Annotated in this window: 18 protein-coding genes and 1 other RNA gene; 2 read left to right on the plus strand and 17 right to left on the minus strand. The window is 64.7% G+C overall.

Annotated features, from left to right (window positions below; translation table 11 throughout):
* Nucleotides 1–7: 7 nt before the first annotated feature.
* The 10 genes from alaS to dapA form a co-directional block, all read right to left on the minus strand.
* Nucleotides 8–2,653, minus strand: coding sequence for an alanine--tRNA ligase (gene alaS, locus H7692_RS03895; RefSeq protein WP_222135879.1), 2,646 nt, complete (start codon nt 2,651–2,653; stop codon nt 8–10).
* Between the two features lie 72 nt (nt 2,654–2,725).
* Nucleotides 2,726–3,310, minus strand: coding sequence for a hypothetical protein (locus tag H7692_RS03900; RefSeq protein WP_201925995.1), 585 nt, complete (start codon nt 3,308–3,310; stop codon nt 2,726–2,728).
* Nucleotides 3,300–3,989, minus strand: a complete 690-nt coding sequence (locus tag H7692_RS03905) for a glutathione S-transferase family protein (RefSeq protein ID WP_236659673.1) — start codon at nt 3,987–3,989, stop codon at nt 3,300–3,302. Before H7692_RS03905 ends, H7692_RS03900 begins: the two co-directional genes overlap by 11 nt.
* A gap of 234 nt (nt 3,990–4,223) precedes the next feature.
* Nucleotides 4,224–5,300, minus strand: coding sequence for a recombinase RecA (gene recA, locus H7692_RS03910; RefSeq protein ID WP_201925998.1), 1,077 nt, complete (start codon nt 5,298–5,300; stop codon nt 4,224–4,226).
* A 121-nt stretch (nt 5,301–5,421) separates the two neighbouring features.
* Nucleotides 5,422–5,775 (minus strand): response regulator, encoded by a 354-nt coding sequence (locus tag H7692_RS03915; protein ID WP_201926000.1) that lies wholly within the window; start codon nt 5,773–5,775, stop codon nt 5,422–5,424.
* Nucleotides 5,768–8,116, minus strand: coding sequence for a response regulator (locus H7692_RS03920; RefSeq protein WP_201927267.1), 2,349 nt, complete (start codon nt 8,114–8,116; stop codon nt 5,768–5,770). The genes H7692_RS03915 and H7692_RS03920 overlap by 8 nt, the downstream gene beginning before the upstream one ends.
* A gap of 122 nt (nt 8,117–8,238) precedes the next feature.
* Nucleotides 8,239–10,299, minus strand: a complete 2,061-nt coding sequence (locus H7692_RS03925; protein ID WP_222135878.1) for a M13 family metallopeptidase — start codon at nt 10,297–10,299, stop codon at nt 8,239–8,241.
* Between the two features lie 100 nt (nt 10,300–10,399).
* On the minus strand, nt 10,400–11,014 hold the full coding sequence (locus H7692_RS03930; RefSeq protein WP_201926004.1) for a DUF2062 domain-containing protein: 615 nt from the start codon (nt 11,012–11,014) through the stop codon (nt 10,400–10,402).
* Nucleotides 11,011–11,496, minus strand: coding sequence for an SsrA-binding protein SmpB (gene smpB, locus H7692_RS03935; RefSeq protein ID WP_201926005.1), 486 nt, complete (start codon nt 11,494–11,496; stop codon nt 11,011–11,013). The genes H7692_RS03930 and smpB overlap by 4 nt, the downstream gene beginning before the upstream one ends.
* 7 nt (nt 11,497–11,503) lie before the next feature.
* The gene (dapA, locus tag H7692_RS03940) at nt 11,504–12,379 is read right to left on the minus strand and encodes a 4-hydroxy-tetrahydrodipicolinate synthase (RefSeq protein ID WP_201926007.1); all 876 of its coding nucleotides are present in this window, start codon (nt 12,377–12,379) and stop codon (nt 11,504–11,506) included.
* 102 nt (nt 12,380–12,481) lie between these two features.
* Here dapA and H7692_RS03945 point away from each other — a divergent pair, with 102 nt between their 5' ends.
* Together H7692_RS03945 and greB are read left to right on the plus strand one after the other, a co-directional pair.
* Entirely contained in the window at nt 12,482–14,515 is a 2,034-nt protein-coding gene (locus tag H7692_RS03945; RefSeq protein WP_222135877.1) for a lytic transglycosylase domain-containing protein, read from the plus strand.
* A gap of 5 nt (nt 14,516–14,520) precedes the next feature.
* Nucleotides 14,521–15,003, plus strand: coding sequence for a transcription elongation factor GreB (greB, locus tag H7692_RS03950; protein ID WP_222135876.1), 483 nt, complete (start codon nt 14,521–14,523; stop codon nt 15,001–15,003).
* On the opposite strand, the gene H7692_RS03955 is transcribed toward greB, so the two are convergent.
* The 7 genes from H7692_RS03955 to H7692_RS03985 all read right to left on the minus strand — a co-directional run bounded on the left by H7692_RS03955 (nt 15,004) and on the right by H7692_RS03985 (nt 20,678).
* Entirely contained in the window at nt 15,004–16,704 is a 1,701-nt protein-coding gene (locus tag H7692_RS03955; RefSeq protein ID WP_227339802.1) for a caspase family protein, read from the minus strand.
* 93 nt (nt 16,705–16,797) lie between these two features.
* A complete protein-coding gene (locus H7692_RS03960; protein ID WP_201926015.1) occupies nt 16,798–16,953 on the minus strand; it encodes a hypothetical protein in 156 nt (51 codons plus the stop codon).
* 76 nt (nt 16,954–17,029) lie between these two features.
* An RNA gene (gene rnpB, locus H7692_RS03965) (RNase P RNA component class A) lies at nt 17,030–17,418 on the minus strand.
* Nucleotides 17,419–17,552: 134 nt separating this feature from the next.
* The gene (locus H7692_RS03970) at nt 17,553–18,242 is read right to left on the minus strand and encodes an N-acetylmuramoyl-L-alanine amidase (RefSeq protein WP_201926017.1); all 690 of its coding nucleotides are present in this window, start codon (nt 18,240–18,242) and stop codon (nt 17,553–17,555) included.
* A gap of 75 nt (nt 18,243–18,317) precedes the next feature.
* Complete coding sequence (locus H7692_RS03975) at nt 18,318–19,184, minus strand: CheR family methyltransferase (RefSeq protein ID WP_227339803.1); 867 nt, start codon at nt 19,182–19,184, stop codon at nt 18,318–18,320.
* Complete coding sequence (cheB, locus tag H7692_RS03980; RefSeq protein WP_201926021.1) at nt 19,181–20,293, minus strand: chemotaxis-specific protein-glutamate methyltransferase CheB; 1,113 nt, start codon at nt 20,291–20,293, stop codon at nt 19,181–19,183. The genes H7692_RS03975 and cheB overlap by 4 nt, the downstream gene beginning before the upstream one ends.
* Nucleotides 20,294–20,303: 10 nt before the next feature.
* Nucleotides 20,304–20,678 (minus strand): response regulator, encoded by a 375-nt coding sequence (locus H7692_RS03985; protein ID WP_222135873.1) that lies wholly within the window; start codon nt 20,676–20,678, stop codon nt 20,304–20,306.
* Nucleotides 20,679–20,680: the final 2 nt, after the last annotated feature.

The raw sequence follows: 20,680 nt of genomic DNA on the forward strand, positions 1-20,680 counted from the left end.
GCGGCGGTCAGGCCGCCAGCGCCGCCTTCACCGCCGCGACGGCGGCGTCGGCGGCGCTGCCGTCGGGGCCGCCGCCCTGCGCCATGTCCGGACGCCCGCCACCGCCCTGCCCGCCGAGCGCGGCGACGGCGGCCTTGACGAGATCGACGGCGTTGCGGCTCGCGGTCTGGTCGTCGGTGACGCCGACCGCGACCGACGCGCGTCCGTCATTGACCGCGACGAGCATCGCGACGCCGCTACCAACCGCCTTCTTTAAGTCGTCGACCGCCCCGCGCAGCCCCTTGGGGTCGAGCCCGTCGACGACCTGCGCGAGGAACTTCGTCCCGCCGACCTCTTCGACTGCCGGACCGCCGCTCGCCGCGCCGCCGCCCATCGCGAGCGCCTTCTTCGCGTCGGCGAGCTCGCGCTCGGCCTTCTTGAGCGCTTCGGCAAGCTGCGCGACGCGCGCCGGCACCTCGTCGGGCGAGGTCTTGAGCGCCGCCGCCGCAGCCTTCAGCGCCTCGTCGCGGGCGCCCAGCCACTGGCGCGCGGCTTCGCCCGTCAGCGCCTCGATACGACGCACCCCCGACGAAACGGCACTTTCGCCGACGATCTTGAACAACGCGATGTCGCCCAATGCGCGGACGTGCGTCCCGCCGCACAGCTCGACCGAATAGGAATTCGCATCGGCCTTGCCCATGCTCAGCACGCGAACCTCGTCGCCATATTTCTCGCCGAACAGCGCCAGCGCGCCCGCCGCAACCGCGTCGTCGGGAGTCATCAACCGCGTCGTCACCGTCTCGTTTGCGCGGATCTGCGCGTTCACCTCGGCCTCTATGTCCCCAATCTCTTCGGCGGTCAGCGCCTTGGGGTGCGAAAAGTCGAAGCGGAAGCGATCGGCGGCGACAAGGCTGCCCTTCTGCGTCACATGCCCGCCGAGCCGGTTGCGAAGCGCGGCATGAACCAGGTGCGTCGCGCTGTGGTTCGCGCGAATGCGGTCGCGCCGCTCGGCATCGACGGTCAGATGAACCGTGTCGCCGACCTTCAGCGTCCCGGCTTCGATCACCGTTTGGTGCGTGTGCAGGCGCCCAAGCGGCTTGCCCGTATCGCGTACCGTGGCACGCAGCCCGCCAAGCGTCGTGATCGTGCCGCTGTCGCCCATCTGCCCGCCGCTTTCGCCATAAAAGGGCGTCTGGTTGGTGAGCACGACGACCTCGTCGCCGGCCTCGACCGCCTCAACCGGCGCGCCGTCCTTGACGAGCGCAAGCACTTCGCCCTCGCCCGACGTCGAGCTGTAGCCGGTGAATTCGGTGCTGCCGTGCGTTTCTGCGATGTCGAACCAGATATCGTCCGACGCCTTTTCGCCGCTGCCCTTCCACGCCGCGCGCGCCGCCGCCTTCTGCTCGGCCATCGCCGCGTCGAAACCTGCGCGGTCGACCGCAATCCCCTGTGTACGCAGCGCGTCTTCGGTCAGGTCATATGGGAAGCCATAGGTGTCGTAGAGTTTGAACGCGACCTCGCCGGGCAATGTATCGCCCTTGCCCAACCCCGCCGTCGCCTCGTCAAGCAGCCGCAGCCCCTTGTCGAGCGTCTGGCGGAATTTGACCTCCTCGCGCTCGAGCGTTTCGGCAATCAGCGGCTGCGCGCGAACCAGCTCGGGATAGGCGGCGCCCATCTCGGCAGTAAGCGACGGCAACAGCCGGTGCATCAGCGGGTCTTTCGCGCCGAGCAGATGCGCGTGACGCATCGCGCGGCGCATGATCCGGCGCAGCACATAGCCGCGCCCCTCGTTCGACGGCAGCACGCCGTCCGCGACAAGGAAGCTTGCGGCGCGCAGATGGTCGGCGACGACCCGGTGGCTGGCTTGCGTCGAACCTTCGGCGGCGACCCCGGTCAGTTCGACCGACGCGGCGATCAGCGCCTTGAAGGTGTCGGTGTCATAATTGTCGTGGACGCCCTGCATCACCGCCGCGATGCGTTCGAGTCCCATGCCGGTGTCGATGCTCGGCCGCGGCAGATCGACCCGTTCGCCGTCCGCCAGTTGCTCATATTGCATGAACACAAGGTTCCAGATCTCGACGAAGCGGTCGCCATCCTCCTCCGGCGATCCCGGCGGACCGCCCCAGATATGCTCGCCATGGTCGTAGAATATCTCGCTGCAAGGCCCGCACGGCCCCGTGTCGCCCATCGACCAGAAATTGTCGCTCGTCGGGATACGGATGATGCGCTCTTCGGGCAGGCCCGAAATCTTGCGCCACAGGTCAAACGCCTCGTCGTCGGTGTGATAGACGGTGGCGGTCAGCTTTTCGGGTGGCAGGCCCCAGGTCTTGGTAATCAGCGTCCAGGCGTGATCGATCGCCTGTTCCTTGAAATAGTCACCGAAGGAGAAATTTCCCAGCATTTCAAAGAATGTATGATGCCGCGCGGTGAAGCCGACATTGTCGAGGTCATTGTGCTTGCCACCCGCCCGCACGCATTTCTGCGACGAGGCCGCGGTCGTGTAAGGACGCTTTTCGAGGCCCGTGAAGACATTCTTGAACGGCACCATCCCCGCGTTGACGAACATCAACGTCGGGTCGTTGTGCGGCACGAGCGGCGCCGACGGTTCGATATGGTGCCCCGCCCCCGCGAAATGGTCGAGGAACGAGCGGCGAATGTCGTTGGTCGATGTCATGCGCGCGAATTAGGGGCTTTGCCGCGCTGCGACAAGCCGCTTCATGTCGATGACGCTGATCGTCGGCGCCGCTCAGAGCGCGGTCGCGATTCCCTTGCCGAGATAGCAGGGAAGCTGGCGCAGCACGTCGGCCTTCGGCACCCCCTCCTCGATCAGTTCGGGTGGCACCTCCGACGTGTCGGTGCGCACTACGGTAAAGGCCGCGCCGGGCGACGCCCGGTGAACGACGACATAGCCGCAATCCATCGTGCCGTCCGCGCGGTCGCCCCGAAAATCGAAAGCAGCGTAGACGCCTTCTGGCTGGCCGGGCGGGTTCGCATACCAGCTCAGCCTCAGCACGCGCAGACTTCCGTCGGCCCACAGCGCGGGGCGCTTGCGCAGGTTCATTTCCCATTCGAGCCGCGGAGTCGATGCCTGCAGCGACAGGCGGAACATGGCATAGGCCGCTGCATAGTCGCGCCGCGCGAGCGCCATCGTATAGGCGGCGAAACGTTCGGCGGCGGCGGCTTCGTCGGGCGCGGTCGGCTCGAACGTGACGCCAGCGGCGACACTGACCTCGCGCTCGGTCGCAGGGCCAAGTACCGGCGTTTGCGCCTGCGCATCGCCGCCGACCAGCATCGCCGCGACGCAGAAAACGAAACGCCAATCAGAACCCATAATAGGCGCCGCCCTTTTCGCGCGCTCGCCTCCACGCGGGTCGTGCATGGCATTTTTCAACAAAGGCGGCGAGTTTTGGATAGCGCGCACCCATCCCTTGCATCACGGCAATTTCGGCCGGAAAGCTCAGCATGATGTCCGCCGCCGACAAGGCGTCACCAACGAAATGCCCGTCGTCGCTCACATGCTCTTCCATGAAGGAAAAATGCGAATCGAGCTGCTGGTTGATCCGGGGTTCGAGCGGTGCCGCAGCCTCGCCGAGCCGTGCGGTATAAATGCGCAACAGGATCGGTGTCATCACCGACCCTTCGGCAAAATGCATCCATTCAAGATGCGAGATATAGGCGTCGCTTCCACGCGCGGGGACCAGATGCGCGCCGCCGTGGCGTTCGCACAGATGCTCGACGATCGCACCCGACTCGGCGATCAGCCTTCCGCCATCGTCGAGAATCGGCGATTTACCGAGTGGATGCACTGCGAGCAGTTCGGGAGGTGCGAGATTGGTGGCCGGGTCTCGGCTATAATGCACAATCGAAAAATCGGCGCCGATTTCCTCGATCAGCCACAAAATCCGCTGCGACCGGCTGTTGTTCAAATGATGGACGATCAGGCTCACGGCATCCTCCCTCGGGCAGCGTTGCGGCACGATGCTGAAACGCCAGCCGGTTTTGACGCCCATGCGCTACAGCAAGGGTCGGGCGAAGGCCAGCGCGCCCAAACCGGCCCGGCGAGCGTTCGACGCACGAAAATACCGGCTGCCCGGCCGCCGAGCGCGGACGCGCGGCAACCGGACCAGCCGGCTCAGCGGCGGGCGGACCGACCTGCGGGAGAGGGGGAAAGCAGGTCCAAGGGGCTGAAATCCGCTGCCGCCTGACACCCGGCCCGCGCAAGGAACGGGCCGAGCGAAGGCTTGCTATTCGGCGTCGCCGTCGTCGTCGGGGCCGACCATCATCTCTTCGGCCACCGCATCGGTACGCGTACGGATCGCGCTTTCGAGACGCTGCATCAGTTCGGGGTTCTCGGTCAGGAAATTCTTCGCATTTTCGCGCCCTTGGCCGATTCGGATCGAATCATAGCTGAACCAGGCGCCCGATTTCTCGACCAGCCCCGCCTTGACGCCAAGGTCGAGTATCTCGCCAATCTTCGAAATGCCCTGTCCGTACATGATGTCGAACTCGACCTGCTTGAACGGCGGCGCGACCTTGTTCTTGACGACCTTGACGCGCGTCGTGTTGCCGACAATCTCGTCGCGATCCTTGATCTGGCCGGTGCGGCGGATGTCGAGACGGACCGAAGCATAGAATTTGAGCGCGTTGCCGCCCGTCGTCGTCTCGGGATTGCCGTACATCACGCCGATCTTCATGCGCAGCTGGTTGATGAAGATTACCATGCAGCGCGAGCGGCTGATCGAGCCGGTCAGCTTGCGCAGCGACTGCGACATGAGGCGCGCCTGCAAGCCGACATGGCTGTCGCCCATCTCGCCCTCGATTTCCGCACGCGGGACGAGCGCGGCGACCGAGTCGACGACGAGCACGTCGATCGCGTTCGAGCGTACGAGCGTATCGACGATTTCGAGCGCCTGTTCGCCGGTATCGGGCTGCGACACGATCAACTCGTCGATGTCGACGCCGAGCTTCTTGGCATATACCGGGTCGAGCGCATGCTCGGCGTCGACGAAGGCCGCTGTGCCGCCCGCCTTCTGCGCTTCGGCGATGCAGTGCAGCGCGAGCGTCGTCTTGCCCGAGCTTTCGGGGCCATAGATTTCGATTACGCGCCCGCGCGGCAGGCCGCCGACGCCGAGCGCGATGTCGAGCCCGAGCGAACCGGTCGAGATCGCCTCGACCTGCATCGCTTCCTTCGAGCCCAATTTCATCACCGAGCCCTTGCCGAACGCGCGATCGATCTGCGCGAGTGCGGCGTCGAGCGCCTTCTGCCTGTCTGTTCCGTTCACTGATTTCCCCGATTCGACGAGTGACAATTGTCCGGCCATGACCGTCCCCTTCCTCCTCTAAGGCGACGGCAGAGCCATCGCAACGCCCGAGCTTTGTGCCATATATGTTCTCATGGAACAAGAGTGGAACAAAATATTTTTCGGGTGAGGATTCAGCGGATCAGTTGCCCGAGAACGTCTCCAGCGCAGCTTCGATGTCGGCGATGCGGAAGGGCTTGGTGACCAGCAGACGGTCGGCATGCGCCGGGGGAATCACATCGCCCCCGCCGGTGGTAAAGGCGAAGGGGATATTGTGTGCCGCAAGCGCGTCGGCGATAGGCCACCCCTTTTCGTCGCCAAGATTGATATCGACGAGCGCGCCTGCGAGCGGCTCGGACGCGATCAGTGCCAGCGCCTCTTCGTTCGTCGTCGCCTGCGCAGGCTCGGACAGGCCGAGCGCCTCGAACATGTCGACCAGCATCATGCCGATCAGCACATCGTCCTCGACGAGCAGGATGCGACCCTGGTCAGGCATCGCCGGCCCGGTGCGCGGCATCGTCGAGCGTCGCCGATACCGCCTCGGCAAGCTGTGCGATCGAAAAGGGCTTTGGAAGGAAAGCGACGTCGTCGATGTTGATCGATTGGCGCAGCTGTTCCTCGGCATAGCCCGACATGAACAGCACCGGCAGCGCGGGCATCTTCGCGCGCATCGCGCGAACCATCGTCGGTCCGTCCATGTTCGGCATCATGACGTCACTAATCACAAGGTCGATTTTACCCATTTCGGCAAAGCGTTCCAGTCCCTCTTCGCCCTGCGCGGCGGTCGCAACCGTATAGCCCGCACGCACCAGCGCGCGCTCGGCGACCGCGCGCACCATATCCTCATCCTCGACGATCAGGATCGACCCCGTTCCCCATTGGCTCTTCTTGGGCTTCGCCGGCGGCGCCGCGATCGCCGGCGTATCGCCGGTCGCGCGGTGGACGGGCAGATAGATGGTAAAGCTCGTCCCTTCGCCCGGCTTGCTGTCGGCAAAGATGAACCCCGCCGATTGTTTGACGATGCCATAAACCGTCGAAAGCCCCAGCCCCGTCCCCTTGCCTACGTCTTTCGTCGTGAAAAAGGGTTCGAAAATCTTGGGCAGGACTTCGGGCGGAATGCCGGTCCCCGTGTCGCTGACCTTCAGCGCGCTATAGTCGGCAGGCGGCATGAAATCGCTCCCCAACTGGCGCACTTCGGCGGCCGATACCGGATAGGTCTCGATCGTCAGCGTGCCGCCGCCGGCCATCGCGTCGCGCGCGTTGACGCCCAAATTGATGATGACCTGTTCGAGCTGCACCGGGTCGGCACGCACCGCGCCGAGGCCGCGTCCGTGATGGACGACCAATTGCACCGTGTCGCCCATCAGCCGCTTGAGCAGGTGCGACACTTCGGAAATCACGTCGGGAAGCTGCAATATCTGCGGCCGCAACGTCTGCTGGCGCGAAAAGGCGAGCAATTGCCGCGTCAGGCTCGCAGCACGATTCGCATTGCTGCGAATGTGCTGGATATCGTCATAATCGCTGTCGCCCGGCGTATGGCGCATCAGCATCAGGTCGCAGCTCCCGAGCACGGCGGTCAGGATGTTGTTGAAATCGTGCGCAACGCCGCCCGCCAACTGACCGACCGCCTGCATCTTCGACGCCTGCGCAACCTGCGACTTGAGGCGCGATTCCTCGCTCGAGTCCTTAAGGCTCAGCAGCACCGCCGCTTCGCCAAGCCCGCGCACCCCGACGACGCGCATCGAAACCGGCTCGTCGCCCTGCCCGGCGAGGCGGATCGACAGGTCGCCGCCCACCTGCTGCCCGCTCGAGTGGCGGCGGATCATGTCGGCGAGTGGCCCCTTATCCTCGACGACGACCAGATCGCCCGGATAGCGCGGCATCCGCCCGTCGGCGACCCCCGCGGCGCGTCCGAAGGCCTTGTTCATGTAAAGGAAGCGCCCGTCGCGATCGACCATCGCGAGGCCAAAAGGCAACAGCGACAACAAGGTCTCGACATAGGTTTGGGCGGTGCCGCGATCGGCCGGACCGATATCCTCGTCGATCAGCGCGAGCAGCATCGGACCGTGAACATCGGCCGCCGCCAGCGGCACCTGGAGCAGGCGGACCGGAGTCGCTCGGTCGCCTTCGCGCGAAAAATAGAGGCGTCCCTGATCATCGATGCGCAGCATCGTTCCCGCGTCGCGTCCGATATAATGGACCATATCGTCGGGACCGAGCGCGCGCATCAAAAACGCCTGGTTGGCGACCCGAAGCCGTCCCTCGGCGCTGACCAGCGCGGTCATGATGCCCGCATTCGCCAGCGCGCGCCCCGCGGGTCCGTCGAGGTGGCGGACGATTTCGGACACGAGATCAAGCCGTTCGACCGAGGAAAAGCGCCAGACGAGATAATCCTCGCCCTGCCCCGTCCGGCTGACCTGCGCGCGCAATTGCAGTGGCCCGATAGCGATATCCTCGGCCACGCCTTCGCCATCGCGCCAGGCAGCACGCCCCGCATCCTTGAGCAACTCGGCCCCGCGTCCTTCGAGCGGCAGACCGGGCGGCGTCACAAAGCCGCCCATCCACGTTGCGAACAGATCGTTGGCACACACCATACGGCCAGCGCGATCGGTGACGGCGATCGCGACGTCGTCGTGATGCACCGCCTGACGCAGCATCGTCCAGTCCATCGATGCCGCGACTTCGGCATCGCCCGCCGGAAATAGGCGTCGGACCAGAATCAGCGCGCCGACCGCCAACGCCAGTCCGGCGACAAAGCCCGCCGCGAGCACCGTGTCGCGTGTCGTCCAGTAAAGCAGCGCTACCGACACGAGCGCGAGGCCCGCGACCAGCGCCATATCGAGGCGCGATGGTCCTGCGGGCACCGAAAGCGGGCCGACAAAACCTGCCTCCCGACCGAAATCATCGTCAGCGGCAGGCAAGCTTTGCGCGGTCAAGAGCGAACTTTCCTATGGGCGCATCACCAGATGCGAACGCGATCCTCGGGCGCCAGATAGAGATTCTGGCCTTCCTTGATCTGGAACGCCTTATACCAGGGGTCAAGGTTGCGCGAGACCCAAGTCCGCTGGATCGACGGAGCATGCGGGTCGGTTGTGATCCGCTGCGCCAGATTCTGCTCGCGGTAGTTGCGCCGCCAGACCTGCGCCCAGCCGAGGAAGAAGCGCTGATCGCCGGTGAGACCGTCGATAACCGGAGCCTCCTTGCCGCCGAGTGACGCCTTGTATGCGTCATAGGCGACGGTCAGGCCGGCAAGGTCGCCGATATTTTCACCCAGGGTAAATTTGCCGTCGAGCTTTTCGCCCGGCAAAATCTCATAGGCATCATATTGTGCGATCAGCGCCTTTCCGGCCGCCTCAAACGCCGCGACATCTTCGGGTGTCCACCAGTCGGCGAGCTTGCCCGTCTCGTCATACTTCGCGCCTTGGTCATCGAAATGGTGGCTGATTTCGTGCCCAATGACCGCGCCGATGCCCCCATAGTTGATCGCCGGGTCGGCATGCGGATCAAAGAAGGGCGGTTGCAGGATGGCGGCAGGAAAAACGATCTCGTTCATGCCGAAATTGGCATAGGCGTTGACCGTCATCGGGGTCATGATCCACTCCCACCGACGGATCGGCCCACCAAGCCGACTGATATTGTCGTCGTGGGCGAACTGGTTGGCGCGAACCGCATTGCCGAAAAGATCGTCGGCCTTGATCTCGAGCTTGCCATAATCTTTCCAGCGGTCGGGGTAGCCGATCTTGGTGGTGAAATTGGCGAGCTTTTGCTTTGCCTTCATCTTTGTCGGCGGCTGCATCCACGAAAGCCCCTCGATGCGGCGCCCCATCGCGGCGAGGATATTTTTGACGAGCTTGTCCATCTCCGCCTTCGTTTCGGGCGGGAAATATTTCGCGACATAATCCTGGCCGACCGCTTCGCCGAGATTGCCCGTGGTGAAATCGACCGCGCGCTTCCAGCGCTCCTGCATCTGCGGCGTGCCCGACAGCGCGGTGCCATAAAAGGAGAAGGCTTCCTGCGCGACCGCATCGGGCAGCACGCCCGAAAAGCCGTCGAGGCTGCGCACGATCAGCATGTCACGGACCACCGAAATCGGCGCGTCGGCGATCAGCTTGGCTTCGCCCGTGAAAGCGCTTGGCTGCGAGACGAGCAGCGAATCCTCGTTGACCCCGATCCCGCGGATGAAGGTCGCCCAGTCGAACCCCGGCGCCGCGACGGCCAGCTCGGCGATCGTCATCTTGTTATAGACTTTGGTCGCGTCGCTGCTGTCGTTCTTGTCCCAATGGACCGTCGCGATCTGCTTTTCGAAGTCATAGATCGCCTTGGCGCGCGCGGCGGCATTGCCCTCGCCCGCCAGCGTCAGCACATTCTCCAGATGCTGCAGATAGGCCGCCTGCAGCTTGGTATTGCGCTCGCTGTCCTTCAAATAGAAATCACGGTCGGGCATGCCGATGCCGCCCTGGAACATCGTGTAGATATAGACGTCGGGGTTCTTGTCGTCCTGGCCAACATAGCCGCCAAAGAAATGCTGGACGCCGCTGCGGTCCGCTTCGGCAAGCAGTGCGGCAAGGCCGGACTTTTCGACGCTGCGAATCTTGTTGAGCCAAGGCGTAATCGGCGCGAGCCCCTTCGCTTCGACCGTCGCGCCGTCGAGATAGGAAGAATAGGCGCGGCCGATCATGCTGTCCGGGTCGCCCTTTGCGACGTCAAGAATCGCGCGCGTCCGCTCCTGCGACAGATCGGCGAGCGCGGTGAACATGCCATAGTTCGACTTGTCGGCCGGAATCTGCGTGTTCTTCGCCCAGACGCCATTGGCATAGGCGTAAAAATCGTCGCCCGGTGCGACACTCGTGTCCATGCCCTTGGTGTCGAAACCGAAGGTGCCGAGTTCGGGCTTTGCCGCCGTCGCCCCGGCCTCTTTGCCGCTCGCATGGCCATCCTTGGCGGTCGCGCCCGTGGTCAGCAGCAATGCCCCCAGCGCCGCCGACGCGAGCAGGCGATTATATGTCGTTTTAAGGCTCATGTTTATCCCCAGTCTTCCCCAGTGATCGGACGAAGATCGCGGCCACCCTGTCGCGGCGCGATCATGCGATGGGAAATCTATAAAGGGCGGAACGTCGGGTTCAACCGACCGGCGTGTCGCTCGTCGAAGCGTCAAGTCGTTGGTCGCGCGCGCGCCGCAATTTGCGCCGCCAGCGCAGCCGGATCCAATTATCCCAGAACAGCGCCGCGAGCACATAACCGACGATCGCTGATACGACCGAAATGATGAAAAGCCCCGCGACCATCGCAGGCGCGGCGTCGGACAGGAACCAGCGCACCCATTCGCCCGCCGACGCTCCCTTTTCGACCATGATCGAAAAGGTCGCGACATTGGCGTGAAACCCGAACACCTTGTCGCCAAGCCATACCGACGCCGCGATGATGAAGGGCGTCGTTGCCGGGTTCGACAAAAAGGTCATCGCCGCGCCGATCGGGATGTTCGCCCGGAACGGCAGCGCGAGCAGCGCGACGCCGATGATCTGCACGCCCGGGATCAGGAAAAAAATGCCGATGAACAGGCCGAGGGCGGTGCCGCGCGGCACCGAGGTGCGCGTGAAACGCCACAAATGGCTGTGCGCGACGCGGTGCGCGAACGGCCGGATGAAGCGGCTCGCCAGCAATTCCTCGCGCGTCGGCGAGTTGCGGCGGATCCAGTTCATCAGCGCCGCCTTGTCGCGCGGTTTCCCGCCACTCATCCGCGTTCCTTCATCAGTCGCTGCTTGTCGCGCTTCCAGTCGCGTTCCTTGATCGACTCGCGCTTGTCGTGCGCCTTCTTGCCCTTGGCGAGCGCGAGCTCGACCTTCGCGCGGCCGCGGCTGTTGAAATAAACGCTCAGCGGGACGAGCGTCATCCCCTGCCGCATCACGCCCGCGTGCAGCTTGTTGATCTCGCGCCCGTTGAGCAGCAGTTTGCGAGGCCGCCGCGGCTCGTGATTGAAGCGGTTGCCATGGCTGAACTCGGGGATATTGGCATTGATCAGCCACACTTCGCCGCCATTAACCTCGGCATAGCTTTCGGCGATCGTCCCTTCGCCGAAACGCAGCGACTTCACCTCGGTCCCTTGCAGCGCAATCCCCGCCTCGAACACCTGTTCGATGCTATAGTCGAAGCGCGCGCGCCGGTTCTCGGCGACGACCTTCTTCTTGTCGAATTCGGCTGCAGATTGGGGGCGGGCCATGAAAAACCTAAATCACTCCGGCCGCGGACAAAGCGGCATCGACGGCGGCGCGCGACGCATCGCTCGCCGGGATAATAGGTAGGCGCGCTTCGGCAGAAAACCAGTCATGGACGCGCGACAGCGCATATTTAACCGGCGCCGGCGACGCGTCGGTGAACATCGCCTTGTGCAAGCCGAACAGCCGATCGTGCAGGACAAGCGCGCAGCTCCAGTCGCTCGCCGCGCAGGCGGCGGCAAAATCGGCGCACAGTCGCGGCGCGACATTGGCGGTGACCGAAATGCACCCCACCCCGCCCATCGCGGCGTGCGCGAGCCACAGGTCGTCGTTACCGCTCAGCTGGCAGAAATCCTTGCTCGCCCCGGCCCGATGCATCGTCACGCGGCACAGGTCGCCGCTCGCGTCCTTGATCGCGACGACGGAGGGAATCTCGGCAAGTCGGCACATCGTCTCGGCGCTGATGTCGGTCACGGTGCGGGCGGGCACATTATAGACGACGATCGGCAGGTCGCTCGCGGCAGCGAGCGCCTCGAAATGTGCGACGATCCCGTCCTGGCTCGGCCGGTTATAATAGGGTGCAACGATCAGCGCGGCGGCAGCGCCGGCCGCTTGCGCGTGGCGCATGTGGCGGATCGCGGTCGCAGTATCGTTCGATCCGCACCCCGCGATCACCGGAACGCGCCCGGCAGCCGCCTCGATGCAGCAATCCATCACGCGATAATGTTCGTCGAACCCGAGGGTTGCGCTTTCGCCCGTCGTTCCGCACGGAACGAGCGCGCTTGTTCCTTCGTCGATTTGCCAATTGACCAGCCGTGCGTAGGCGGACGCGTCGAACGCCCCGTCACGAAACGGCGTCACCAAGGCGGGAATCGATCCCGAAAACATGCTCGCGCTCCTTTACAAAAATCGCGCCGCGACCGATAAAATGGGCGGACGCGCCGCCTCATGGACGTCTATTCAGCGCCCCGCAAGGAGTTTGGCACTAACATGGCCGCTATGATCTCGCTGTCCAAAATATCGCGCATGGCGATGGCTGTCGCCTTGCTGATCCCTTCCGCCGCCTGGTCGAGCGAGCTTACCCCCGACCAGATGGCCTGGTATCGCGCCCAGCTCGGGCTTGCCTCGGTGTCGGTCCAGCCCTCGTCGACCAATTCGGTGGGCGATGCGGTGCTCGAATGGCGCCGCCTGACGCAGAACAGCAATGCGTCGTTCGACCAGCTTTCGCGCTTTCTGATCGCGAACCCCGGCTGGCCCGACGCCGACAAGATGCGTGTACGCGCCGAAAAGGCGATCGCGATCGACAGCTATGATCCCGCGCGCACGCTTGCCTATTTCACCAAATATCCGCCCCAGACCGCGAGCGGGCAGCTCCGCTATGCGCTCGCGCTCAACGCCACCGGTCGCCGCGACGAAGCCAACGCCGCCGTCCGCCGCGCCTGGACGAGCGGTTCGCTCGACGAGGCCGAGACGAGCCGCGTGCTCACGCTCTTCCCCGGCGCGATCAGCCTCGCCGACCATGACGCGCGCATGGATCGGCTGCTCTGGTCCAACGCCACCGCCGCTGCGAGCCGCCAGCTAGCGCTTACCTCGCCCGCAAAACGCGCGATCTTTGCCGCGCGCCTCGCGATGCGGAGCGGCGCCGTCGATGCCGCAATGCAGGCGGCGGCGGTCGAAGCCGCCAATCCTTCGCTCGTCCGCACCGACCCCGGCTATATCACCGCCAAGGCAACCTGGCTGCGCCGCTCGGGCCGCGAGGGCGAGGCGCGCGCACTGCTTGCGGGGCCGCGCTCGCTTGCCAGCGCGCCGCTCGATGCCGAGGAGTGGCTCGAAACCCTGCTCACCAATGCGCGCCTCGCCGATTCGGCCGGCGACAAGCTGACGGCGTTCAACATCGCCCGCCAGATCGACGACGCGTTGCCCGCCGGGACCGTCGCGCGCGAAACGCCGCTTGGTGTACGCGACGATTATACCTCGCTCGCCTGGCTCGCCGGACAGCTTGCTCTCCATGATCTGCGCCGACCGGCAGAGGCGGTGAAGCTCTACCGCGCCTATGGCGACGCCGCCCGCTCGGCGCAGACGCGTACCAAGGGCTATTATTGGGCGGGACGCGCCGCACTCGCTGCCGGCGACCGCGCGACCGCGCAATCGCACTTCGAGGATGCCGCGCAGCATTACGATCAATTCTATGGCCAGCTCTCGCTCGAACGACTGAACCGTCCGCAGCCGAAACCTGCGCCGGTTCCGACGATTGCGGTCAGCCTCGACGAAAAGCGTGCCTTCGATGACGACCGTCTGGTCCGCGCGGCGCGCGTGCTGGGCGAAGTGGGCGCATGGCGCGAGCAATCGCTCTTCCTTCGCGCGCTCGCGCAAAAGGCGTCTAGCCCGGCCGACCATGTCCTTGCCGGTCAACTGGCGCAGGCGATCGGCCGCCCCGATCTTGGCGTGATGATCGGACGCAGCGCGCAAGCCAACAGCCTCGACGCGGTCGAGGTTTCGGGCTTCCCCACGGTTCGGGTGCCCGCGGGGCATGAGAATAACTGGACCTTCATCCATGCCATCACGCGGCAGGAAAGCCAGTTCGACCGCGCCGCGATCAGCCATGCGGGGGCGCGTGGGATGATGCAGTTGATGCCTGGCACCGCGCGCGAGGTCGCGGGCAAGCTGGGGCTCGGCTATGACGCCGGGTCGCTGACCAGCGATACCAATTACAACATGACGCTCGGCTCGACCTATTTCCAGCAGATGCTGCGCTATTACGGCGGCAGCTATCCGCTCGCGGTCGCGGCCTATAACGCCGGTCCGGGCAATGTGAACAAGTGGCTCCGCGCCAATGGCGACCCGCGCACGGGCAGCATCGACATCCTGGAATGGATAGAGGCGATCCCGATTTTCGAGACGAAGAATTATGTGCAGCGCGTGCTCGAAAATGCGGTGGTGTACGACACCCTCCATCCGACCGAAAACCGCCCGCTCCCGAACGCTCCGCTCAGCTTCTATCTCGGTAAGCGCACGCCGGGATAAGGCCGGTGGCGGCGGACAAATCGAACATCATCAGCCCGGCGGGTTTCGCCACGCTGCGCGCCGAATATGACGCGCTGCTCGGCGACGAGCGTCCGAAACTGGTCGAAGTCATCAGCTGGGCCGCAGGCAATGGCGATCGCAGCGAAAATGGCGACTACATCTATGGTCGCAAACGACTGCGCGAGATCGACCGGCGTCTCGCCTTTCTTGCGCGGCGGATGAAGGCTGCGCGGGTCGTCGATCCCGCCGTCCAGCCCGACCGCAGCCGGATCTGGTTCGGCGCGACGGTCGAACTTGCCGACGACGATGACGCGCGGCGTACCGTCACGCTCGTCGGCGACGACGAAGCCGACGCGGGCGCCGGACGCATCGGATGGAACAGTCCGCTCGCCCGCGCCCTGCGCGGCGCGGCGGTCGGCGACCTCAGGACCGTGCAGTTGCCCGCCGGCCCAAAGGAATGGGAAATCATCGCGATCGCCTATCCCTGACTATTCGATGCCGATCCCGGCGATCAGGTCGCGCTGGTCCTGACGCAATTCGGGCAAGGTACGCGCCAGCTTGGCCCAGTGCGTCGCTTCGCCGGGATCGGCTGCGACCCCCTTCCCCTCTGCGAAAGCATGGGCCAGAATCGCCCGCGACCCCGCAAAGCCGGCCCGCGCGGCAACCGCGCAATCCTCGATTGCGGCGCCCAGCGTTTCTGCCGCGAAACTCGCCTCACAAAGCCAATGATTGCCTTCGGCGTTGCCCGTTTCGGCAAGCGCGCGAAGCCGCGCCATATTCGCCGCACGGCTGTCGGGAAAGACGGTCAGCGCGAACATGGCGGCGGGATGGCCCGCCGCCGCCGCCTCGGAATAGAGCGCCTGCGACGCGGCGAAATCGGCCGCTCCGAATGTGCCCGCCGCCAGATGATAGGCAAGGTGGGTCTTCGCCTTTGAATATCCCGCCTGCGACGCGGCACGGTAGAGGGACAGAGCGCGCGCCTTGTCGTTGCTGCTTGCCTCCGGCGAGGCCAGCAACAGATAGGCAAGCTCGGTCTGTCCCCCGGCAAACCCCTGCCCCGCCGATTGTTCGAGGTAGGAGCGCGCGCGCGCGGCGTCTTTCCGCACCCCGACGCCAAGCGAGAACATATAGCCCGCCAGATGCTGCGCGAGCGCATCGCCGCCGTCGGCAAGCGCGATCACGTCGGCGGCGGAGCGCCGCGACAGGACATCGGCGACGAGCACCGGCTCATCCTCGATTGCCAGCCGGTCGAGCGAAATTCCCGCGAGCGACTCCACCGCCGACCGCGCGCCGCGCGCCGCGCTGTCAAGACTGTCTTGCGCGCCGGCCGATGCGGGTTGCGTCATCGAAGCGACCTCGACCGGTGCAACCAGATAGAAATCGTCGAACCAGCTGCCGTAATGAAACGGCTGCTGCGGCCCGCTCTCCATCCCGAAGGTGCGCTTGTAAACATCGCGCGCGACCACCTTGAAATAATCCGAAATTTCGAGGCCGGGTATCGCCATTTCCTTGACGACCGCCGCCGCGAACGGACTCACCGGCGATCCCACCGGCGCATGGTCGAGCGCGGGCCGCCCCTTTGCGGTCGAGTAAAAGACCGCCCCCTGCCCGATATCGAGCAGCCCGAGCGGCGCCGACCCCGCCTCGCCACCCGCCACATCGACGTCAGCGATGCGCACGACGGGTTCGGTGGTCCGACAGGCATCGACGAACAGCAGGGTGAAGGCATCCGCCGGGACCACGCGCCGCACCAGCGCCTCCAGCGACAAATAGCGTTTCTCGACGTCGGAGCGCCGTGTCTGTGGCGGCGCGTCCATCGGCACCAGCCAGTTACGGCCGCCATATTCGAAACCATGCCCGGCGAAATAGATCAGCACCGACCGCGCGCCGCGCGCCTCGACCGCGAAACGATCGAGCGCGGCGTCGAGTTCGGCCTTGTCGGCATTGCGCACGATCCGCGGGGCAATGCCCGCACGCGCGAATGCCGTACAGACATGATCGATATCGTTGACCGCATTCTTGAGCGACGGCCATTCCCAATCATTATAGGCACTGTTGCCGATCAATAGCGCGACGCGGTCGCTGTCGAGCGCCGCCGTGCCGCACTCTTGCGCAGATGCGCCCGTCGCGATGCACGAAGCAGCCCAAAAGGCTGCTCCGACAGCGCCGGCTTTCCACCATCGTGTCATGTCACCCCCGTTCCGGCGAACGCCGATTTCGCGCCGCGGCTCGGGGCAAGTCTGCGTAACTATGCGCGAAAAGGCAAATCCTGCCTCACGCCGCTATTGATTGAGAAGCGCCGGAAGTATCCACACCGCCGACAGGACGACAACCGCCAGCAAAAGCGAGATCGCGAGCACATAGCGTACACCATGCCCTTTCACGCCGCTGCTGGCTTCCTCATCGGTGACCTCGACATGTTCGTCGACGATTTTCATGCTGCGCCTCCCTTCATCTGGTTCCCCATCAACGCAAGCTTCGGCCGCGCGGTTCCCGCGCGGGCAGTCGGGAGAGAATGCCAGAGGGCCTGTAAGCCGGGTTCTGTCCACCTCCTTGCGGAGGATGGGCGATCATTCCTCTAGGCGTGCGGTTGCCCGAACGCTCAAGCAGTCAACCCGGACGGCGGGACCGGAACCAGTCCTGGGATTGCTCCCCTGCCGTCCCTATTCAACCTTGCTCCCGGTGGGGTTTGCCATGCCGCGTCCGTTACCGTCCGCGCGGTGCGCTCTTACCGCACCCTTTCACCTTTCGCCGGGCCGAGGCCTTGGGCGGTCTGCTCTCTGTGGCACTTTCCCTGACCCCCTTGCGAGGGCCGCCGGACGTTATCCGGCACCGTGGTTTCCGTGGAGCCCGGACTTTCCTCCCCCACGCTTGCGCGCGGCGGCGATCGCCCGGCCCTCTGGCAAATGGAGTATAAGCCCGAACGCGGCTTAACGCCAGCGATCCGTTCGTGTCGAGCAAAGTCGAGACACGGGAAAGCACTCACGCCCGATCCGCATCTCGACTTCGCTCGATGCGAACGGAAAGATAAGGCGAATCAATCCCCCTCGGGCTGCGGAAGGAGCAGCGCGAGCAGGATCGCGCGGCACTCGCCGCAGATCGTCCCGTCGATCAGCTCGGGACGAAAGCGCCGCTGAAACGCGACCGTCGCGGCAAAACCGTCGGTCACATCATAGCCGAAACGCTCGAGCGCGAGCAGGAAGCCTGCGTCGGTCCAGAGCGGGTCGGTCAGCTTCTTGGTCGGGCGCGGCAGCGCGAGGCGGCGGCGCGCCAGCTCGTCCCACGGGAAAAGCTCGCCGGGATCCTGCTTGCGCGTCGGCGCCACGTCCGAATGGCCGACGACATTGCCGCGCGTGATCGCGTGCCGATCCTTGATGCCATGCACCAGCCGGACGACCGACGCCACCTGCGGGTCGGGAAAGGGAACATAGCCGAACTCGTGCCCCGGATTGACGATCTCGATCCCGACGCTCGCCGAATTGACGTCGCTGATGCCACGCCAATGCGCCTTGCCGGCGTGCCAGGCGCGCTTTTCTTCGGGAACCATGACGGTGATCTGGCCGTCTTCGCCGACGACATAATGCGCGGAAACTTTCGCCTCGGGGTCGGCCAGCCGGTCGAGCGCCTCGGCTCCGGTCTTCATGCCCGTATAATGCAGCACGATCATCGAAATGGGTAGCGCGCGTTCGTCGAAATTGGGGGACCAGCGTTCGATAAAATCGCTCATGCGGTTCGGCGCCCATAAAATCCGCCCCGGCGCGGGGTCCGACTCACCTGCGCCACCGCCCCGCAAATTGCAAGGTCAGGCGGCGGCAATCGCGGCGATGCGCGGTGTTGGCCGGTCAGCTGGCTCGTAAAGGCCGCGCAGGCGTCGACTGGCGACAAACTGGTCGGTCTGCCCCAAAACAGTCTCGCCTGCGCCGAGCACGAGAAAACTCTGCGGCGCCGCCACTGCGCGGAGTCGCGCAAATGCCTTCTCGCGCATCGGAGCCGAGAAATAGAGCAAGAGGTTGCGGCAAAAAATCAGGTCGGCCGGCGCCCCGAGCGGCGGCTTGTCGGTCAGCATGTTCTGGACGGTGAAATCGACGCGGCGGCGCAGATCGGCCTTGGCGAGCCACCCCGCCTCGGTCTGGTCGAACCAGCGCACCATGCGCTGCACCGGCAGGCCGCGCTGAATCTCGAACTGGCTATAGAGGCCGACGCGCGCGCGACCAATCGCGTGATAGCTGACGTCGGTGCCGACGATATCGACCTTCCACCCTGCCCATTTCATGTCCTGCTCGGCGAACAGCATCGCCATCGAATAGGCTTCCTGCCCCGTCGAAACGCCGCAGTGCCATATCGTCAGCCTTCGCGTGCGCGCATTGACCTCGCGCAGATTTTCGAGCGCGTTGGCCGCGATGTCGTCGAACACGCTGTGTTCGCGATAGAAATAGGTTTCGTTGTTGAGCATCGCGTCGACCGTATCGTCGAGCAACTGGCGGCTGTTCGACGTCACCAGCGCCGCGACCAGCGCATCGAGATCGGCGAGGCCGTGGCGCTGCATCACGGGCTTCAATGACATCTCGATGCGCCAGATACGGTTGGGCGACAGCGTCTGCCCCGTCCGCGATTCAAGCACACCCATCAGCACGCGATAGGCAGACTCGCTCGCTGTGCCGCCAATCATGTTGCCGACCGCCCCGACAGAAAGCTGCCGAGCAAGAGCGCGATGGCATCGGGGTTGAGCAACGCAGCAGCGATCCCCGCCTTGGCGACCGCGCCCGGCATCCCCCAGATCACGCAACTTTCGGGCGCTTGCGCAAAAATCGTGCCGCCTGCCGACTTGAGCCGCGCGGCACCGGTCGCGCCGTCGCGCCCCATTCCGCTCAGGATCACGGCGACACCACCGGCACCATAGGCATCGGCGACCGACGCCAGCATCGGGTCGGCCGACGGGCAGCATCCATTGGCCGCGGGATGGCGGTCGAGCACGATCTCGCGCCGTGTGCCATTTGCGACGACCATCAGATGCGCGTCGCCAGGCGCGAGATAGATATTGTCGGGCTCGACACGCATTCCGGCCGCCGCGACGCGGACACGGCGGTGCGTCATCGTTGCAATCTGCTTGGCGTAAAATTCCATGAAGGCGTCGGGCAGATGCTGGGTTAGCAGGATCGGAGCGCGCACACGCGGATCGAGGTGGGCGAGAAAGTTCGTGAAAGCAGGAATTCCGCCAGTCGATGCCGCGACCGCGATACATTCCAGCGGGTGCCGCGCGTCGATGGCGATCACGGTGGGCGCGGGCGGGACACGCTTTGCTACCGGTGCGAGAACCGGGGCTGCTTGGCGCTGCCCCAGCGACAGGATGCGATCGGTCAGGATCTCGGCAAAATGTCCGGAAAAGCTGCCGCGACCCGGCTTCGCCAACGTGTCGCTCGCACCGAGCGAAAGCGCCTCGATCGCGGCCGGACCACCCTCGACGCAGTTCGACGACAGGATCAGCACGCGCGCATTGGCTGCGCGTTCGAGAATGAGGGGGAGCGCGTCGAATCCGCTCATTCCGGGCATTTCGATATCGAGCACGACGACATCGACGGGCTCGCGCGCCAGATAATCCAGAGCATCCGGCGCCGATGCGACCGACGCGCAGACCATCAATCCGGCGCGCTGGTCGACAATGCGTTCGAGAATACTGCGCACGACCAGGCTGTCGTCGACCAGCATCACGCGGACGGTGCGCCCGGCCGGAATCTCGTTTTGCTCGGATCTAGTGTCGAGAGAGAGCGGTTGCGTCATCGTTCAGGCTTCAGGCGACGCCGACGAGTTGCAATTTCCCTTCGAGAGTTTCGCGGTCAAAAGGCTTCATCACATATTCGTCGGCGCCCGCCTCGATGGCGGCGCGAATATGGTCGATACTGTTCTCGGTCGTGCAGAAAACGACGCGTGGCCGATCGTCCAGACCATAATCCAAATCATTGAAAGCGCCTAGAAATTCCATCCCGCTCATCACCGGCATGTTCCAGTCGAGCAGGATCACGTCGGGGCGATTGGCCCGGCAATAGGTCAGTGCCTCTTGGCCATCCGCCGCCTCTTCGACGTCAAACGACATGCTTTCAAGGATATGGCGCGCGACCTTGCGAATGACTTTGCTGTCATCGACGACCAGACAGGATTTCGACATAT

It is taken from the genome of Sphingopyxis sp. P8, assembly GCF_020622175.1.
GTDB lineage: Bacteria > Pseudomonadota > Alphaproteobacteria > Sphingomonadales > Sphingomonadaceae > Sphingopyxis > Sphingopyxis jiangsuensis.

Bases quoted from the DNA above. Each gene is read 5' to 3' on its own strand.
- cheB (WP_201926021.1), bottom strand. From the start codon at position 20,293: ATGACGCAACCGCTCTCTCTCGACACTAGATCCGAGCAAAACGAGATT.
- recA (WP_201925998.1), bottom strand. From the start codon at position 5,300: ATGGCCGGACAATTGTCACTCGTCGAATCGGGGAAATCAGTGAACGGA.
- H7692_RS03955 (WP_227339802.1), bottom strand. From the start codon at position 16,704: ATGACACGATGGTGGAAAGCCGGCGCTGTCGGAGCAGCCTTTTGGGCT.
- dapA (WP_201926007.1), bottom strand. From the start codon at position 12,379: ATGTTTTCGGGATCGATTCCCGCCTTGGTGACGCCGTTTCGTGACGGG.
- H7692_RS03905 (WP_236659673.1), bottom strand. From the start codon at position 3,989: ATGGGCGTCAAAACCGGCTGGCGTTTCAGCATCGTGCCGCAACGCTGC.
- H7692_RS03920 (WP_201927267.1), bottom strand. From the start codon at position 8,116: ATGGCGCTGGTCGCGGGCCTCGCGCTCGTGTCGGTAGCGCTGCTTTAC.
- smpB (WP_201926005.1), bottom strand. From the start codon at position 11,496: ATGGCCCGCCCCCAATCTGCAGCCGAATTCGACAAGAAGAAGGTCGTC.
- H7692_RS03970 (WP_201926017.1), bottom strand. From the start codon at position 18,242: ATGAGCGATTTTATCGAACGCTGGTCCCCCAATTTCGACGAACGCGCG.
- H7692_RS03960 (WP_201926015.1), bottom strand. From the start codon at position 16,953: ATGAAAATCGTCGACGAACATGTCGAGGTCACCGATGAGGAAGCCAGC.
- H7692_RS03915 (WP_201926000.1), bottom strand. From the start codon at position 5,775: ATGCCTGACCAGGGTCGCATCCTGCTCGTCGAGGACGATGTGCTGATC.
- H7692_RS03930 (WP_201926004.1), bottom strand. From the start codon at position 11,014: ATGAGTGGCGGGAAACCGCGCGACAAGGCGGCGCTGATGAACTGGATC.
- H7692_RS03925 (WP_222135878.1), bottom strand. From the start codon at position 10,299: ATGAGCCTTAAAACGACATATAATCGCCTGCTCGCGTCGGCGGCGCTG.
- alaS (WP_222135879.1), bottom strand. From the start codon at position 2,653: ATGACATCGACCAACGACATTCGCCGCTCGTTCCTCGACCATTTCGCG.
- H7692_RS03945 (WP_222135877.1), top strand. From the start codon at position 12,482: ATGGCCGCTATGATCTCGCTGTCCAAAATATCGCGCATGGCGATGGCT.
- H7692_RS03900 (WP_201925995.1), bottom strand. From the start codon at position 3,310: ATGGGTTCTGATTGGCGTTTCGTTTTCTGCGTCGCGGCGATGCTGGTC.
- H7692_RS03985 (WP_222135873.1), bottom strand. From the start codon at position 20,678: ATGTCGAAATCCTGTCTGGTCGTCGATGACAGCAAAGTCATTCGCAAG.
- H7692_RS03975 (WP_227339803.1), bottom strand. From the start codon at position 19,184: ATGATTGGCGGCACAGCGAGCGAGTCTGCCTATCGCGTGCTGATGGGT.